General features: G+C 41.2%; 15 protein-coding genes. 1 reads left to right on the top strand and 14 read right to left on the bottom strand.

What is annotated here, in order from left to right; genetic code table 11:
* Position 1: 1 nt before the first annotated feature.
* The 14 genes from QTN47_RS20655 to QTN47_RS20590 all read right to left on the bottom strand — a co-directional run bounded on the left by QTN47_RS20655 (position 2) and on the right by QTN47_RS20590 (position 14,518).
* Entirely contained in the window at positions 2 to 1,348 is a 1,347-nt protein-coding gene (locus tag QTN47_RS20655) for an alkaline phosphatase family protein (RefSeq protein WP_369331321.1), read from the bottom strand.
* A gap of 1,272 nt (positions 1,349 to 2,620) precedes the next feature.
* Positions 2,621 to 3,061: a VOC family protein gene (locus QTN47_RS20650; protein ID WP_369331320.1), complete on the bottom strand. Its 441-nt coding sequence runs from the start codon at positions 3,059 to 3,061 to the stop codon at positions 2,621 to 2,623.
* 169 nt (positions 3,062 to 3,230) lie between these two features.
* Positions 3,231 to 3,389: a hypothetical protein gene (locus QTN47_RS20645; protein ID WP_369331319.1), complete on the bottom strand. Its 159-nt coding sequence runs from the start codon at positions 3,387 to 3,389 to the stop codon at positions 3,231 to 3,233.
* Positions 3,390 to 3,740: 351 nt separating this feature from the next.
* On the bottom strand, positions 3,741 to 4,493 hold the full coding sequence (locus QTN47_RS20640; RefSeq protein ID WP_369331318.1) for a hypothetical protein: 753 nt from the start codon (positions 4,491 to 4,493) through the stop codon (positions 3,741 to 3,743).
* A 33-nt stretch (positions 4,494 to 4,526) separates the two neighbouring features.
* Positions 4,527 to 5,156 (bottom strand): dihydrofolate reductase family protein, encoded by a 630-nt coding sequence (locus tag QTN47_RS20635; protein ID WP_369331317.1) that lies wholly within the window; start codon positions 5,154 to 5,156, stop codon positions 4,527 to 4,529.
* Between the two features lie 202 nt (positions 5,157 to 5,358).
* Complete coding sequence (locus QTN47_RS20630; protein ID WP_369331316.1) at positions 5,359 to 6,381, bottom strand: LLM class flavin-dependent oxidoreductase; 1,023 nt, start codon at positions 6,379 to 6,381, stop codon at positions 5,359 to 5,361.
* Between the two features lie 1,701 nt (positions 6,382 to 8,082).
* Positions 8,083 to 8,547, bottom strand: a complete 465-nt coding sequence (locus QTN47_RS20625) for a cupin domain-containing protein (RefSeq protein ID WP_369331315.1) — start codon at positions 8,545 to 8,547, stop codon at positions 8,083 to 8,085.
* Positions 8,544 to 9,602: an alpha/beta hydrolase gene (locus QTN47_RS20620; RefSeq protein WP_369331314.1), complete on the bottom strand. Its 1,059-nt coding sequence runs from the start codon at positions 9,600 to 9,602 to the stop codon at positions 8,544 to 8,546. The genes QTN47_RS20625 and QTN47_RS20620 overlap by 4 nt, the downstream gene beginning before the upstream one ends.
* 7 nt (positions 9,603 to 9,609) lie before the next feature.
* Positions 9,610 to 10,356, bottom strand: a complete 747-nt coding sequence (locus tag QTN47_RS20615; RefSeq protein ID WP_369331313.1) for a carboxymuconolactone decarboxylase family protein — start codon at positions 10,354 to 10,356, stop codon at positions 9,610 to 9,612.
* Between the two features lie 7 nt (positions 10,357 to 10,363).
* Positions 10,364 to 10,891 (bottom strand): flavodoxin, encoded by a 528-nt coding sequence (locus tag QTN47_RS20610; RefSeq protein ID WP_369331312.1) that lies wholly within the window; start codon positions 10,889 to 10,891, stop codon positions 10,364 to 10,366.
* Between the two features lie 121 nt (positions 10,892 to 11,012).
* Positions 11,013 to 11,495 (bottom strand): nuclear transport factor 2 family protein, encoded by a 483-nt coding sequence (locus QTN47_RS20605; RefSeq protein ID WP_369331311.1) that lies wholly within the window; start codon positions 11,493 to 11,495, stop codon positions 11,013 to 11,015.
* A gap of 38 nt (positions 11,496 to 11,533) precedes the next feature.
* Positions 11,534 to 12,646 carry an alpha/beta hydrolase gene (locus tag QTN47_RS20600; RefSeq protein WP_369331310.1) on the bottom strand — a complete coding sequence of 371 codons (1,113 nt, stop codon included), beginning with the start codon at positions 12,644 to 12,646 and terminating at the stop codon, positions 11,534 to 11,536.
* Positions 12,647 to 12,664: 18 nt separating this feature from the next.
* Complete coding sequence (locus QTN47_RS20595) at positions 12,665 to 13,651, bottom strand: aldo/keto reductase (protein ID WP_439100191.1); 987 nt, start codon at positions 13,649 to 13,651, stop codon at positions 12,665 to 12,667.
* A 12-nt stretch (positions 13,652 to 13,663) separates the two neighbouring features.
* Positions 13,664 to 14,518, bottom strand: a complete 855-nt coding sequence (locus QTN47_RS20590) for an aldo/keto reductase (protein WP_369331309.1) — start codon at positions 14,516 to 14,518, stop codon at positions 13,664 to 13,666.
* A 191-nt stretch (positions 14,519 to 14,709) separates the two neighbouring features.
* Here QTN47_RS20590 and QTN47_RS20585 point away from each other — a divergent pair, with 191 nt between their 5' ends.
* Entirely contained in the window at positions 14,710 to 15,603 is an 894-nt protein-coding gene (locus QTN47_RS20585; protein ID WP_369331308.1) for a helix-turn-helix domain-containing protein, read from the top strand.
* Positions 15,604 to 16,226: the final 623 nt, after the last annotated feature.

Below are 16,226 nucleotides of genomic sequence, written 5' to 3'. Positions count from 1 at the left end.
GTTATTTAAAAATCAGAGCGTTCCGGAAAGGGTTCGCGTTTTTGTCCCTCTCAGCCAACGGCTTTATTCCCCATCTGTGTTCTATAAAAGACAGAATGCTGACTGTTTCATATTGGGTATGATCTACATGCCCTGTTTTTGCAAACGGCCCTATAACAATTGCAGGAATACGGCTGCCCGGTCCCCATCTGTCAATAACAGGAGGGTTTACATGATCAAAAAAGCCACCGAACTCATCATAGGTAAGAATAACCAATGCATCTTTTGCATTTGGACCCTCTAATACTGCATTGATCAATTTAACGGCAAGTTGCTCAGAAGAATATACATCAGACCCACCGGGATGCTCGTCATTGCCTCCACCCGGCTTCACGAAGGACACACTGGGCAGCGTTCCATCTTTTGCTGCTTTTAAAAAATCATTTTGGTCTTTCAGGTGTTCCCTGCCGGGCGTTCCTTCTTTGTACTGCGTAAAATACAAAAACGGCTCATGGTTATAGGCAAAATTATTTTCCCTTTCAGCTACTGCATCATCCCAACCTTCTGAATACCATGCCCAGGATATATTTTTTTCACTCAGCCTGTCGCCGATAGTCGGCATCGTTTGCGAGGGCAGCAATTTAGAAGTATCTGATTTCGCTGGATAAGGTTTATTGCGGGAATACACATGATTGACAGCATAGCCGTCAGGAGTAACGACACCATCAGTGATCATCTTTCCGTTATTATCCACTTTCGCAATCATTGAAGCTGGAGCATCCGGCCAAACCGGCACCGCTGCAGAAATTAAATAAACATGGTTAAAATAGGAGCCACCGAAAACACTCTGGAAGAAGTTGTCACACAACGTATATTTTTGGGCAAGTGGAAACAGCGGTAACTTTTTAGTGTTGTAATAGCCCATGGCCAATCCTTTCGAATCGTTATAGGCTGCAAACTTGTCCATCTTTCCCCCGTTAATCTGTAGCTGGTTGTGAAAAAAGCGATGTGTAACATCCGGCGTTTTTTTGTCCGACGGAACATACTGGTCTATGTTAAAAAGCTTGTTGGGCAGGTTGGTTGGGAACGCGTTATTCCTGGGGATCTCCGGCAAAAATTTATAAGGATTCCCTTGCTCGTCAACCTGGACAAAATTTCCTTTTTCGGCATTTTTAATACCATTTACTCCGTCGAATTCACCATATAGATTATCGAAACTGTGGTTTTCCATATATACAACCACTACGTGATTGATCTTACGAATGCCATCATCAAATGAAACTTCCTGGTGTTGTGCCTTTTTGCTGGTTCCACAACTGCTGATTCCCAGAATAACAAGAGGGATAAAAAAGAATCGCCGTATCATCATGATGTATACTTTTTAATATTCAACAATAGCAAATAATTATATACAGAACAACAAACCCGTACCAGGTATAACCACTAAAAAGACACAAGATCGTTACTATTTCTTTGAATCAAAACAGACTCCCGCACAATTCGGGGATAAATGGGTTTTCTGCGCTCAAGATAGACATTATAAATTAGCATGTTGATTTCACTGTTTTACAATTAAAATCTCTGTTTCTCGCAAAGTGTTCGGTGGCCGCTTTGTCGCGAGGTCTCGCTTCTGGCGCGAGTGTTCGACTCCTCCGGTCGCTTGTGTCTATCAAAATCACTCCCGATTGCATCGGGACCGGTGAAGACAAAATTTGTTTTGTAAAGGAATATCCTGGTAACTGAAGTCCTTGCTTTTTAATGTATGCTGTCAAACAATCGCCGATACAATCGGCTTGAAATTAATAGACACGTGTGATCCTTCGGAACACAGGCGCCAGAGCCGAATCGGGACCGGTGAAGACAAAATTTGTTTTGTAAAAATACCCTGGTAACTGAAGTCCTTGCTTTTTAATGATATGCTGTCAAACAATCGCCGATACAATCGGCTTGAAATTAATAGACACGTGTGATCCTTCGGAACACACGCGCCAGAGCCTGCCAGAGCCTGAGATGATAATCGTTTTGTGATTGAAGTGACATCATGGTTCCCATGCGAAGCATCTCTTAAATGTCCTTCTATACAACTGGTGAATAGTCAATAGTCAATGGTGAAGGGCACAAACTGGCTGAGTAGGGATAAACTACCCTAGTCAGCATTAACCTGGGGTGGTAAGGTCTTACACGCCCTTATATGACTTCTATATAACTAGTGAATAGTGAATGGTCAATGGTGAAGGTTCGAGCTGGCTAAGTAAATGTATTATCGTTTAAGTATTATTATTATCCTGAGCCAAAGCTCTTATTTGCTCTTATATGTCTTATATGGTTTAAAAAACTTCGCTTCGGTCAGCTTTAGGCTTTGGGCTTTAAGCTTTATCAACTGTTTACAAAGAAACGTTGGCGCCCGACACCTTACTTATATGGTTTAAAAAACTTCGCTTCGGTCTGCTTTAAGCTTTGAGATTAGACGCCGACCGAATGTATTTACTCTCCTAAATGCAAAGCCCCAGGTATGCGCACCGGGACTTTGCCAGAGACTTCGCGAAGAAGTTTCATTAATGAGGTTTAATATCGAAGATTTAGCGACAAAAAATACAATCGTAATTGAAATCCCCTTATTAGGCGTTCGGTGTTTTCGTCCCTATTTATCCGTTGTATTATTTGGGTCAAATTCCACGATCCATTCAATACCATATTTGTCTCTGAAACACCCAAAATAGGAGCCCCAGGGGCTGTCACCGATAGGCCCTTCTATTTGTCCTCCAACCGAAAGTCCATTATAAACTTTGTCTGCTTCTTCTTTGCTTTCTGCAATAACGACAATTTTACTTCTGTTCTCGTTTTCGTTTGTTCTACCCAAAACTTCAGGAACATCATTTCCCATCAAGAAATTATTTTTTCCGATTGGTAAAGCAATATGCATGATCTTGTTTTCTTCCTTTTCCGCTACCGGAAACTCAGCGCTTGCAATGTCTTTGAAACGAACAACCTTTGCAAACGCACCGCCAAATACTGATTGGTAAAAGGTAAATGCTTCTTCAGCATTTCCATTGAAGTTAACGTGAGGATTGATGAATGCCATAATTAATATGATTGATTTGAGTGCCTCAAACGTAGCACTTAACTATAAAATAAACAGGTATAACCGCGTCAAAAAAGAGGTTGATTGCGTCAAGTGTCAATCGGGTAATTCGGCGAAAATGGGAGAGGTGCCTGCTACTATGTCGGCCAACGGATTAGTGGCAATTGTTCTATTCGTTTTCTTCAACGTCCAATTTTGTCCTAATCCATTTTCCACCAATAAAGTCTCTGTCCATTGAATAACCATAATCCAAATCAAAAGCGTCGTTAAGCGTTCTGTCCCTGGTTACCATTTGTTCCAACGCAACAATCCTGATATCATCTTGCATTTGGTCGCCAGTTAGAATTGCCAATGTCCATCGGTGTCGTGAACAACTCTCAATATTGGCTTTTTAAGGTCTAGCTAAAATATTACCCCGTCGGGGTTCAAATACAGATGTGTATTCCATTCTATAATAATTTCATCCCCTGCCCGTCCGGTCAGGCGGGCTTCGGGATTTGTTTGACTGAAGTTCATCCCTAACCATTGATTAATAGGAATCGCCACTCTGTCGTTGAAATTTTAGTCGGACAATAATGATTTAAAGTTCATTGTTATTGATGCCGCCAAATTTAAAATCCAGTTGAGAACCAAAACTAATGCTGCGTTCCGTCACGCCAGTTTTTTTCAAAACCACATGTTAGTGGCCGTACATTACTTTATCATAAAGGTCTTTTACCTGAGTGTCACCAAATCCATAAATGCTTTCTCTGCTCCAAAATTCTATACATACTTTATTAAAGTCGATAGAAATATTTCTGGTTATGTCCTCCAGGACTCTTTCGGGTCTTCCTTTTGTACCATCTTTTGGAAAACGGTCAGTATCTGCTTTTACTACATCTTGCAGATAAGGGAAAGCAGAAGATTGATTTGTTGCAAAGCGGGCTAGTTCCTCAAGGTTGCTGCTTTTATAAGCCGTCCATAAGTCTTGCCCTAATTGCAGGTCAACATCGGTTAAAAGAATTTTGTCAGCAAAACAGGCAGCAAGTTCGCTTGAATTTGCCGGACCAAAGCCATTCCAAAACATTTTGCTTGTCCGGTCTAAGTAAGAAGTATAAACAGCATAAACCCTTTTGTTTACCGGCAAATTATTAATAATTGAAATAACAAACCACATATTAACCTGGCAGAACAGATCAAACTCAAACCAAAGGTTGAATTCGGAATTGGCCGGTGCATTAATTATTTTTTCAAATTCCTTTACAACATCATTATGGTATTGTTCTTCTGTAGCGCCGTGATATTTAGCCCTTGATTGCCAAAAGTCACGCAGATTATCTCCTGATAAGTCTCCATCGATAAGCGCTTCTCTGACAACTATTACATCCCCTTCGATTTTCGTGTCCGGGAAACTATAAGCAAGAGCGTCTCCATTTAAAACATTATAGATCATAATCGTGGTGTTGTTGCATTGCCGCTAACGATGTTAGCGATTTGTTGTTGTTTCGTTTGCCGGTTCATAATAAAGAATGACTGCACCACCGCCAAAGGTTTTGGTCTTTATGAGTTTAAGCGTAATTTTTTCGCTGATGTTTTTAAATAAAGGCAAACCACTTCCCGCGATAACAGGATGAACACAAAGTTGATATTCGTCTATTAAATTAAGTTTCGTCAAAGCTACAATCAAGCTCGGACTGCCCACAAAAACGGCTTTACTCCCGTCATTGAGGGATTGTTTAAGTTCCAAAACTTCTTTCTCAAGGTCCTGACTTGCTAATTTCGCACTTTTCCAGTCTACGCTTTTTAGTGTTCGGGAAAAGATAATCTTCGGGGTTTTGTCTATCGCGACTGCAAAGTCGTCCATTGCTTTATCACCTGTGGGATTTTGCAGAACGGTTTGCCAAAATTCCATGAGCTGGTAGGTTATCCTGCCATATAAAATGGCATCTGCACCTCTCAACAGGTCAGCGTAATGTTGATGTACTTCTTCGTCAGGGACACCCGAGGTATGGTCACAAAAGCCGTCAAGCGTCATATTGATTGCTGCAATTACCTTTTTCATATTTTCTTTTTTTTCGGCCTGTTCTTGTCTTGTTATATGAACATCGTAACCCATAATGCATTGTCGTTTTATAACAGGCAACAACCAGTCATTGCTGGTGGATGAGCATTTGAAATTCGTCACTCCCGGACAGCTGTCTGACTTTTATAAAGTCAAAGCCCGCTTTATCCGTTGATCCATGAACCAAAGGAAACAATCGAACATTAGATACTGCTTTTTGGCGGTATCTAATGATACCAAAAAAATGATATAAAATCTACCGCCAACCCAGTCCCGGTGCAACATGCGTTAAAATAGATGACAGTAGATGTACATTGTAATCTACGCCCAATGTATTTGGTATGGTTAACAGGACCGTATCTGCCTCCTGAATTGCTTCGTCTTCCGACAATTCTTTAATCAGCTGATCTGGTTCTGCGGCATAGCTTCTTCCAAAGATGGCGCGTTTATCCTGTTCAATCATTCCGATTTGATCGACGCGGCTGGTTTGTTGTCCAAAATAAAGGCGGTCTTGTTCAGTTATCAATGCGAAAATAGAACGGCTTACAGATATCCTGGGTTCACGCTTATGTCCCGCTTTTTTCCACGCTTCTTTATACAACCTGATCTGCTCGGCCTGCTGTACATGGAAAGGCTTTCCGCTTTCATCGTACTTCAGGGTAGAGCTTTGAAGATGCATTCCTTTTTCGGCGGCCCAAACCGCTGTGGCATTAGATGCCGCACCCCACCAAATACGTTCACGCAATCCTTCTGAATAGGGCTCCAAACGCAGCAGGCCCGGCGGGTTCGGAAACATCGGGTACGGATTAGGTTGTGCAAACCCGACACCTTTTAGCTTATCTAAAAATTCCAATGCTTTACGGCGTCCCATTTCAGCATCAGTTTCTCCTTCTGCCGGTTCATATCCAAAATAGCGCCACCCATCAATTACTTGTTCCGGCGATCCCCTGCTGATTCCCAACTGCAACCGTCCCTCCGAAATTAAATCTGCAGCCCCGGCATCTTCCACCATGTACAGTGGGTTTTCGTAACGCATATCAATTACACCTGTCCCAATCTCTATTTTACTTGTTTTGGCACCGATAGCCGAAAGCAAAGGAAATGGAGAGGCTAACTGAGCCGCGAAATGATGCACCCGAAAATAGGCGCCGTCTAAGCCAATTTGTTCGGCAGCAACAGCCAGGTCAATAGACTGAAGCAGCGTATCGCTTGCAGTACGCGTTTTGTAAGCAGGGTGGTTTGCCCAATGACCGAATGATAAAAATCCTATCTTCTTCATAAATGGTTTTTCAGTTCTTATTTTTTCAGATCCAGTTTAAAATTAAACAGATTATTGAAACTTAAAACTGCGGAATTTGGTTATGCTTACACAATAAGCGTTACTTTATCTCTTTTCAGTCCAAAGAAACGACTGCATGTTGAGAGACTTGCTTTCTAATTCTTTCTCCGCGAAGGAGCTTCTGGCGCGAGTGTTCGGCTCCGCCGGTCACTCGTGTCTACTAATTCTCTCCCGATTGCATCGGGACAGGTGAAGACAAAAAATTGTTTAGGAAAGGATTGCCCCGGTAACTGAAATCATCGCTTTTTAATGATATGTTGTTTCACTATCGCCGATGCAATCGGCTTGAAATTAGTAGACACGTGTGATCCTGCGGAACACACGCGCCAGAGCCCATGAAGTGGTGTCGCGGTTCTAATGCGAAGCATCTCTTAAATGGCCTTCTATACGACTAGTGAATTGTGAATAGTCAATGGTGAAAGGCACAAACTGGTTGAGTAATACAATCAAGCTCTAGTCGAATCTCGGTCACCACTTCTTATACGTCCTTATATGTCTTATATGGTTTAAAAAATTTCGCTTCGGTTCTATTAATTCTCTCCCGATTGAATCGGGACAGGTGAAGACAAAAAATTGTTTAGGAAAGGATTGCCCCGGTAACTGAAATCATCGCTTTTTAATGATATGTTGTTTCACTATCGCCGATGCAATCGGCTTGAAATTAGTAGACACGTGTGATCCTGCGGAACACACGCGCCAGAGCCCATGAAGTGGTGTCGCGGTTCTAATGCGAAGCATCTCTTAAATGGCCTTCTATACGACTAGTGAATTGTGAATAGTCAATGGTGAAAGGCACAAACTGGTTGAGTAATACAATCAAGCTCTAGTCGAATCTCTGTCACCACTTCTTATACGTCCTTATATGTCTTATATGGTTTAAAAAATTTCGCTTCGGTTCTTTTAATTCTCTCCCGATTGTATCAAAACAGGTGAAGACAAAAAATTGTTTAGGAAAGGATTGCCCCGGTAACTGAAATCATCGCTTTTTAATGATATGTTGTTTCACTATCGCCGATGCAATCGGCTTGAAATTAGTAGACACGTGTGATCCTGCGGAACACACGCGCCAGAGCCCATGAAGTGGTGTCGCGGTTCTAATGCGAAGCATCTCTTAAATGGCCTTCTATACGACTAGTGAATTGTGAATAGTCAATGGTGAAAGGCACAAACTGGTTGAGTAATACAATCAAGCTCTAGTCGAACCTCGGTCACCACTTCTTATACGTCCTTATATGTCTTATATGGTTTAAAAAATTTCGCTTCGGTTCTATTAATTCACTCCCGATTGCATCGGGACAGGTGAATACAAAATTTGTTTAGGAAAGGAATGACCCCGTAACTTAAGTTATTGCTTTTTAATGATATGTTGTTTCACTATCGCCGATGTAATCGGCTTGAAATTAGTAGACACGTGTGATCCTGCGCAACACACGCGCCCGAGCCTGAACTTCTGCCGGTTTGTTTCAATAATTTGGATGATTGGCTTGCTTAAATTTTCTTATGTAAGGTTTCACACACATTATGTTCTCAGTACTGCTTATTTTTCAAACGTTTCATAAAATTCTTAAAGGCTATTTTAAAAAAAGAAGACATTGACTTGTTGCATAATAGTTGAAATTTTGACAAGCAAATGGTACCCTTTTATTTTTTGTATTCCTCATCCGTTACACCACCCAGCCAAACTGTTTCACCTTTTTCTCTGCCCGTTATAGCTACCTGAACAAATGCGGTGTCGATACTTGCTCCGTGCCAATGGGCGATATTAGGCGGACATTTTACAACATCACCTTTACGAAGTATTTTTTTAGGCTGTCCTTTTTCCTGGTAGTAACCTACACCGTCTATTACCAACAATATTTGTCCTGCCGGATGGACGTGCCATTTGCTTCTTGCCCCGGGCTCAAAAGTTACATTTCCAACGGATATGGAGTTAAGGCTATCCGCTTCTACTAATGTTTTCAGGTAGGCTACTCCTGTGAAATTTCCATTTGCAATTTTTTCACCTTGCGGAAATACAAGTGCATTTTGCTGCTTTACGTCTTTCATTTTTTGATTGTTGTTGCAAGCTGCAAATAGAACAGCTGCAAACGGCAGGAGATATTTCATTGTTGAAGATTGATTTGATAAAATTTAACCAATTTATTTACGGCTTGCGATACATATTCGGGTTTCCAATAAGTTTGAATATGGGTAGCTCCATCGATCAGAAATAGCTCCTTACTTTTTGCATTGGTTGCTTTGCTGAATGCTTCATCCGTCATATATTTTGTGTCAGCCTTGCTTCCGGCTATCATTAGCAGGGGTTGATTGATTAAATCCATATTCATGGTAGCATCCCAGGTCATTAAGTCGAGCAGGCTGCTCATGGTGTATAGAAAGGTTGAATTTGGATGTGCATGGGTTCTGAAATAGTATGCATATCCTTCGCGATATAGATCGGTAGGAATTTTAGCAATTTCCTCTTCTGTCAGATTGGGGTTTGCTTCGCCTGCATAGATTATTTTACCACCTGCTGCTTCTTGTTCACGGGCATCCGATGCTTGTTTTAGTCGCTGCTGAATGGTAGCTAATTGAGCGTTCTGAAAACCATTGCGTCTTACTTCGCCTGAATTGAACATACTCAGGGTCGCCACCGCTTTAAATCTTTTGTCCGACTGAGCTGCTTTTAAAGTATAACCTCCGCCGCCGCAAATACCTAAAGCACCTAAATGGTTCGCATCAACTCCTGCGTACTGGCTAATAAAGTCGGCCATACCATGAATATCTTCTGTTCTGTATGCAGGTTTATCCGTATGACGTGGCTCTCCGCCACTTGCTCCCTGGTATGCTGCATCAGCAGTAATGGTTATATAACCCGCCTCTGCCAAACGCTGCGCATATAGTCCGGCTGTCTGCTCTTTTACACCACCGTTAGGATGCGCTACTACTACTGCCGGATATTTCTTTGATGCATTGTAATCTGCAGGTGTATAAACATTGGCTGCTATATCAATCCCGTTCAATTTATAAGTTACGGGATGGATATTTACTTTTCCTTTTACATTTTTGGTAATCGCATCTTTATAAACCAGGCCGAAGGGATTTTGGGGTTTGGTTTGAGCAGAAGATATAATGCTTATCGTCATAAATATTTTTATCAGAATGAATGTTATTCGTTTCATTTTACTATTAGTTTAAGTTACTCCTTGTTTTAAGTACCTCATCCAATACAATTCGGGCTGCTGTTGCTTCTTTTTTACCAACAGTTGATTTTATAATATCTACAAATTGCAGAAGTTGCTTCGGTGTCAAACCTACATTCAGGCAAATATTCAGATGTGAATGTAACATGGGCTCGACACCACCAATAGTGCTAAGTACCGATACGGTAACCAGCTCTCTTTCACGGTAGGTTAGTACATCCCTTTCAAAAATATCAGCAAACAAATGTTCTTTAAGAAAGGTGTCTATTACAGGAGCAAAAGCCGAATAGCCTGTAGGGGCATCGGGTTGAGGTGTTTGGGTAAGCGTTCCCAAAATCTTTTTTCCACGCTCGTATTTGCTGCCTTTGTTATTGATGGGTGAGGCATCGTTTTCTGTCTTATCACTGACGCCTTTGGCTTTGCGTTCATCAAGCACCTCCACAAAGGTTTGTAATCCGCGAATGCTGCGTGGAAACCCACAATAAGCATACAGGTGTACCAATACTTCTTTTATTTCATTTACGGTAAGACCTGCTTTAAGACCTGTGTTCAGCCCTGTCTTTAACTTAGGCAAATCGCCTCGTGCAGTTAATGCCGCAATAGAAACAATACTTTGTTCTGTCCGGCTCAATGTCCGGTTGGTATCCACGTTATTTTGTGCTTCCAGTTTATGGGTGAAACAAAAGATTGCTATCACTAACGTAATGATTGTATTTACTTTGATTTTATTCATCGCATTTTTATTGCAGTATGTTGATTTTCCGCAACCATTTTTTTACTTCTTTTTCGGCTTCCGTTTCTTTATCGCCTGTGATGGCAAGTAGTATTCCATCCCTTTCCGAACCGCCTCGCATGGTAAAGCCATCCAATACCTCACTATTTGAACATAATTGTTTTACCGTTTGAAATGTATTACCTATGCCGTAGCCGCCATTCGTATTGAACGGAATTACTTTTTTACAGCTTAAATCGTACTGGTGCAAAAAACTTTTCACGGGTGGCGGCAACTGCATTCCCCAGGTTGGAAAACCTACGAACACCACATCATATTTTTCAATGCTGTCAATTTTTGTTTTGAGTGGCGGCAAAAATCCTGTTGCATTTTCGCTGGTTACCTGGTTTACGGTTGCCTGGTAATCTTCAGGATATGGTGTTTGCAGCTCCAATGCTACCAATTTGCCACCGACATTTTTTTGAATGATTTGAGCTACCGCTTCGGTGTTGTTCGTCCGGGACAAATACACAATCAATATTTTTTCGGGTGGCATAGATTGAGCCTTTGAACAACCCGCTGATAGGGATAAACCAATTATCATACAGCATATAGCACTTCTTATTCTCAATTTCATTCGTTATTGCTTTGATGGTGCTGTGGACCGCTGCCGATTACTAATTATTGCTATTCATTTTAACCGGACGAAGCAGATGTGAAAACGTGAGTGAGCCCATCTTCCATACGCTGTTTTCTTTGATATATACTTCGGTTACCATAAACGGATTGGTAACGGTATTGCCGCCCACTACAGCTTCCACATCAATGTCATTTAAGAGTATGGCAGTGTTGCCAATAATGTTCACTATAACAGAGTAGATTTCAGCTTTCTTGTACCAAATACCTCCGCTTTTTATAGTATTAAGTTCGGGCTGTTTACCCCAGCTTCCTAACATGGCCTTTTCATCAAACAACACGTTTAAAGAATCTACATTTTTATCAGCCATCCAATTCCATTTCTGTTTTGAAAGGTTGATGATTGCCTGTTGTTCGGGTGTATTATTCGTTGCCGTTTTAATTGTTTCGGTTGGTGGTTGCTGTGCATAGGAAAATTGCACGCCTATTGCCAATAAAAATAGTCCGGGAATGAATGCTTTCATACAAATAATTATTTATAAGTTCTTTAATAGAGTTTGCACTATTTATCCAGTCCTTTCTCTTTTAACCATTTTGTAATTAAGTCTGCTATCTCTTTATTGTTTAAATCTGACATGATGAAATGCGTATTGCCCTTTATACCAGCTTCGGGTAAGTAAACAATGGTAGCATCACCACCGTGAGCGTTTACAACCTTTGCCCATTGCCTTGCTGTGGCAAGTACATTTCGCCAAAAATTTAGCGAAGCTGCGTTGGTTTCTTCTTTCGGAATGTTGTCGCCATAATAAACAATGATGGGAATTTTAGTCAGCTTCATAAATTCTTCAAGCGGTACACCTGGCCCACCACGATTGCCTTCGGGTACTTCGCCTTGCGGGAAGGTAAACCCACCCGGTTCAATGGCTATAATAGCTTTTACGTGGTCATTCTTAATGGCGGTTTTCCAACCAGGTGAACCTCCTGCGGAATGGGTAAAAAGAATGCCATCGCCTGATTTTTCAAATACTGCTGACAGGGCATTGACAATCGTTGCTTCATCCACATTGCCTGTGTTCGGGGTCATCATACGGAAAAAACTGTTCAGCGATAAACTGTCTTTCGGAAATTGAATGCCATCGTAGAATTCAGGATATTGCCCGATACGAAATTGCGTAAACCAGGTTTGGTCATCGGGCGTTGCAGCGATTTGTATGGCTTTTGTGGTTTGTCCGGCTTCACCACGACCAGGCTGGTCAACGAGATAAACGCCATAGCCTCTTCGCAAAAACATGTCAGCAAAACCTTCCCTGCCATCAGCAGTGGTTTGCCAGCTGCGGCGGGACTGACCATATCCGTGCAGAAACACCATTGCATTGTGTTTTGCATTTACAGGAATTTGGTAAAACACATCAGCGTGGTCTCCATGTCGTGTTTGCCCACCCTGCGGCACATTCCACGGTTTGAGAGGATCAAATGTACCTTCACTTGTAATTACCGTTCCGCCTGCCGAAAATGCGCCTTGCTCTTTGATAACCAAATTGCCGCTGTTATTTTGTTTTGTTGTAGCACACGACGAAACGATGATAACAACAGCGCATAATAACAGCGTATTCAGCTGTAGTATACTACTGCCTTTTTGATTGCTCTGCGTGATTTTTCCGTTTATTTTTTGCATAATTATTTTTGTTTTATCCTATTTGCCAACTCTCGCCTGTAATTGTGCAGGATAACGTTCACCTGAAATTTTGATGGTTGCCAATGCTGCATTTATTCTGCTTAATTCATCAACGGACAATATAAGGTTTGCCCCACCAATATTTTCGTGCAAGCGATGCAATTTTGTTGTGCCGGGTATCGGAACTATCCAGGGCTTTTGAGCCAATAGCCAGGACAGTGCAACCTGTGCCGGAGTAACGTTATTATGCTGTGCAATTGTATTTACCAAATCAACCAATCCCTGGTTGGCTGCGATATGCTCGGCTTGGAAACGTGGGACAATATTCCTGAAGTCATCTTTACCAAATTTTGTGTCTTTGGTTATTGCACCTGTCAAAAAGCCTTTGCCTAAAGGACTGAACGGAACAAAGCCAATACCCAGTTCTTCTAATGCCGGTATGATTTCATTTTCTGGTTCACGGAAAAACATGGAATACTCGCTTTGCAATGCAGCAACAGGCTGTACAGCGTGTGCCTTGCGTATGGTTTCAACACCTGCTTCCGATAAACCGAAATGTTTTACTTTTCCTTCTTTTATTAATTCTTTTACCGTTCCTGCAACTTCTTCAATCGGCACCGTGGTATCTACGCGGTGCTGGTAGAGCAAATCAATGTAATCGGTTTTCAATCTTTTTAATGCAGCCTCTGCAACGGATTTGATGGTTTCGGGACGGCTGTCCATTCCTGATTCAGGTCTGCCGTCTTTAAATCCGAATTTTGTTGCTATAATAACCTGGCTGCGGAATGGAGCAAGGGCTTCGCCCAACAGCTCTTCGTTGGTGAAAGGCCCGTAGGCTTCTGCTGTATCAAAGAAAGTAACACCTTGCTCGTAAGCCGAACGTAATAGTTTAATCGCTTCGTTCTTTTCTGTTGGCTTTCCATATCCGAAACTTAAACCCATGCAGCCCAATCCCAATGCGGAGACTTCTAAACCACCAGAGCCTAATATTCTCTTTTTCATCATGATTATTTTAGTTTATTGGAGGTCTAATTTCCTTTCACTTATCCACTTTACCATCGCTGGGTCTCTGTGGTCAAAGAACAGGCTTGCATTGGTGTCTAAAACAGCAATGGCTTGCATATCTTCTGGTGACAGTTCAAAATCGAAGATGTTGAAGTTTTCAGACATTCTCTCTTTTCGTACTGATTTAGGAATGGCAACAATGCTTCTTTGCGTTAGCCAGCGAAGAATAACCTGTGCTACCGATTTATTGTATTTTGAGCCAATACCCGATAAAACTTCATTATGGAAGATGTTGTTCTTGCCTTCCGCAAATGGACCCCAGGACTGTATTTGCACATTGTTATCCTGTAAGAACTTCTGTGCGGTTATCTGCTGATGGAATGGGTGCGTTTCGATTTGATTTACGGCAGGCGTGAAACCACTGTTTATAATCAGGTCCATTATCCTGTCGGGATGAAAATTAGCTACACCAACCGCCTTGATCTTTCCTTCGTGATATAATTCCTGCATCGCTCTCCATGAACCAAACACATCGCCGTAAGGTTGATGAATCAGGTATAAGTCTAAATAATCCAACTGCAATCTTTCCAAAGATTTATGAAAAGCTGCTTTTGTTTTTTCATAACCTGTATCCTGTACCCAAAGCTTTGTAGTGATAAATAATTCTTCTCTCGCAATACCACTGTTTTTGATGGCATTTCCCACCGCGGCTTCATTTAAGTAAGACGCGGCAGTATCTATTAATCTATAACCTGTTTCGATGGCATCTATGACGACTCTTTCACATTCAGCTGCACCGGGTATTTGGAAAACTCCAAATCCCAGGACCGGCATTTCTATTCCATTGTTAAGTGTTATATTATACATTGTTTCTGGATTTTATTTAAAATGCAACTTCGATTTTCAGAATTGCTATTGCAAAGTTCCTGACTAAAAATATCCTTTCGGGTATACAGATTACTGCTTTTTCTACCAATATTCCTGACTGGAGTCAGAGGTTGGCTACACCTTTGACAGAATACTTAAATTTGTATCACTTCACTTGAAAATAACAGGCAATGGATGATGTTAAAAATTTCAGCACTATAAAGGAATACAATGCCTTTAACAACAACGAGACACTACACCCTTTGGTGAGTGTGGTTAACCTGGAAAAAGCTAATCCGAGGCAACACAGGCGTTTACGTTATGAATTTTATACCATTTTTTTGAAGAAGATACATTGTGGCGACCTGCGTTATGGATTGGGTAATTACGATTACGAGGAAGGGACGTTAATATTTCTTGCACCAGGCCAGGTTATAGGTCAAAACAGCACCGAATACTATCAACCACAGGGCACTGCTTTAGTATTTCATCCCGATTTGATAACAGGCACATCTTTAGGAAAAAATATTAGCGATTACCACTTCTTTTCCTACGCAGTAAATGAAGCATTGCATTTGTCGGAACAGGAACGAAAAATCATCCTTGATTGTTTTTCGAAAATTGAATATGAATTGCAACATTCCGTTGACAAGCACAGTAAAAAACTTATCGCCTCCAATATTGAACTTTTCCTCAATTATTGTGAACGGTTTTATGACCGGCAATTCATTACCCGCGAAAATGCCAATAAAGGAATTTTAGCGAAATTTGAAGATCTGTTGAATGCTTACTTTTCATCTAACAAACCGGCAGAAATAGGGCTGCCATCTGTTGCTTATTGCGCTGATGAGCTTCATCTGTCTGCTAACTACTTTGGTGATCTAATCAAAAAAGAAACAGGAAGATCTGCGCAGGAATATATTCAGAACAAAATCATTGACGTTGCCAAAAACAAGATTTTTGACGGCGAGAAAACCATTAATGAAATTGCATTTGAACTAGGCTTCAAATACCCGCAGCATTTTAGCAGGTTGTTTAAAAACCGCGTAGGTTATACGCCCAATGAATACAGGAATTTGAATTGATGGAACATCTACATCATGCCTGTGGTAAGTTCATTAAATTGTATAATCTTCTAATAATCGGTGAAAGATTTTAGGCCGATTTGTCTAAGAACGTCGAAAGCGGTATCAAATGTTCGGCGGTGATCCCTTTCAGCCTGCCACATAGAATTTTAAATCAGATTAAAAGACTCGTAAAAAAATTGTGGAAAGGATAATATTTCCATGATAATTTTTGCCGGAGCCATCCGCCCTTCCGGTTGTTCCATCACATCATTTGTATAGGCGTTACAAATGGATTGATCAACACTTCAATTTCTTTCTCACTCCTGGGAATGCTAAAAAGACTATTGTGACCGGCCTGCATCAACTCATCACTTTTCATCACACATTTTGCATGCAATTTTTTTTACAAACCTGACCGGTAAGAAAACAGAACTTGCAGAGGATTTATGAAACAGAATCTTCCAATCACTGCAAGCCTGAATTGTTAATTGCAGAAACATCTAAAACATCAACGGGAACAGGCAACAAGCCGCACATGTAAAGAGGGAAAGATATTGCCCAATATTCCCGGTTTAGGCACAAAAATCCCACTTCTGTCAAAGAATTACACGGCCTTTTTATAGCATAGTTTTCGTCATTAG

It is taken from the genome of Danxiaibacter flavus (genome assembly GCF_041060425.1).
GTDB classification, from domain to species: Bacteria; Bacteroidota; Bacteroidia; order Chitinophagales; family Chitinophagaceae; genus Danxiaibacter; species Danxiaibacter flavus.
This window is presented reverse-complemented; position numbering and strand designations above follow the sequence as displayed.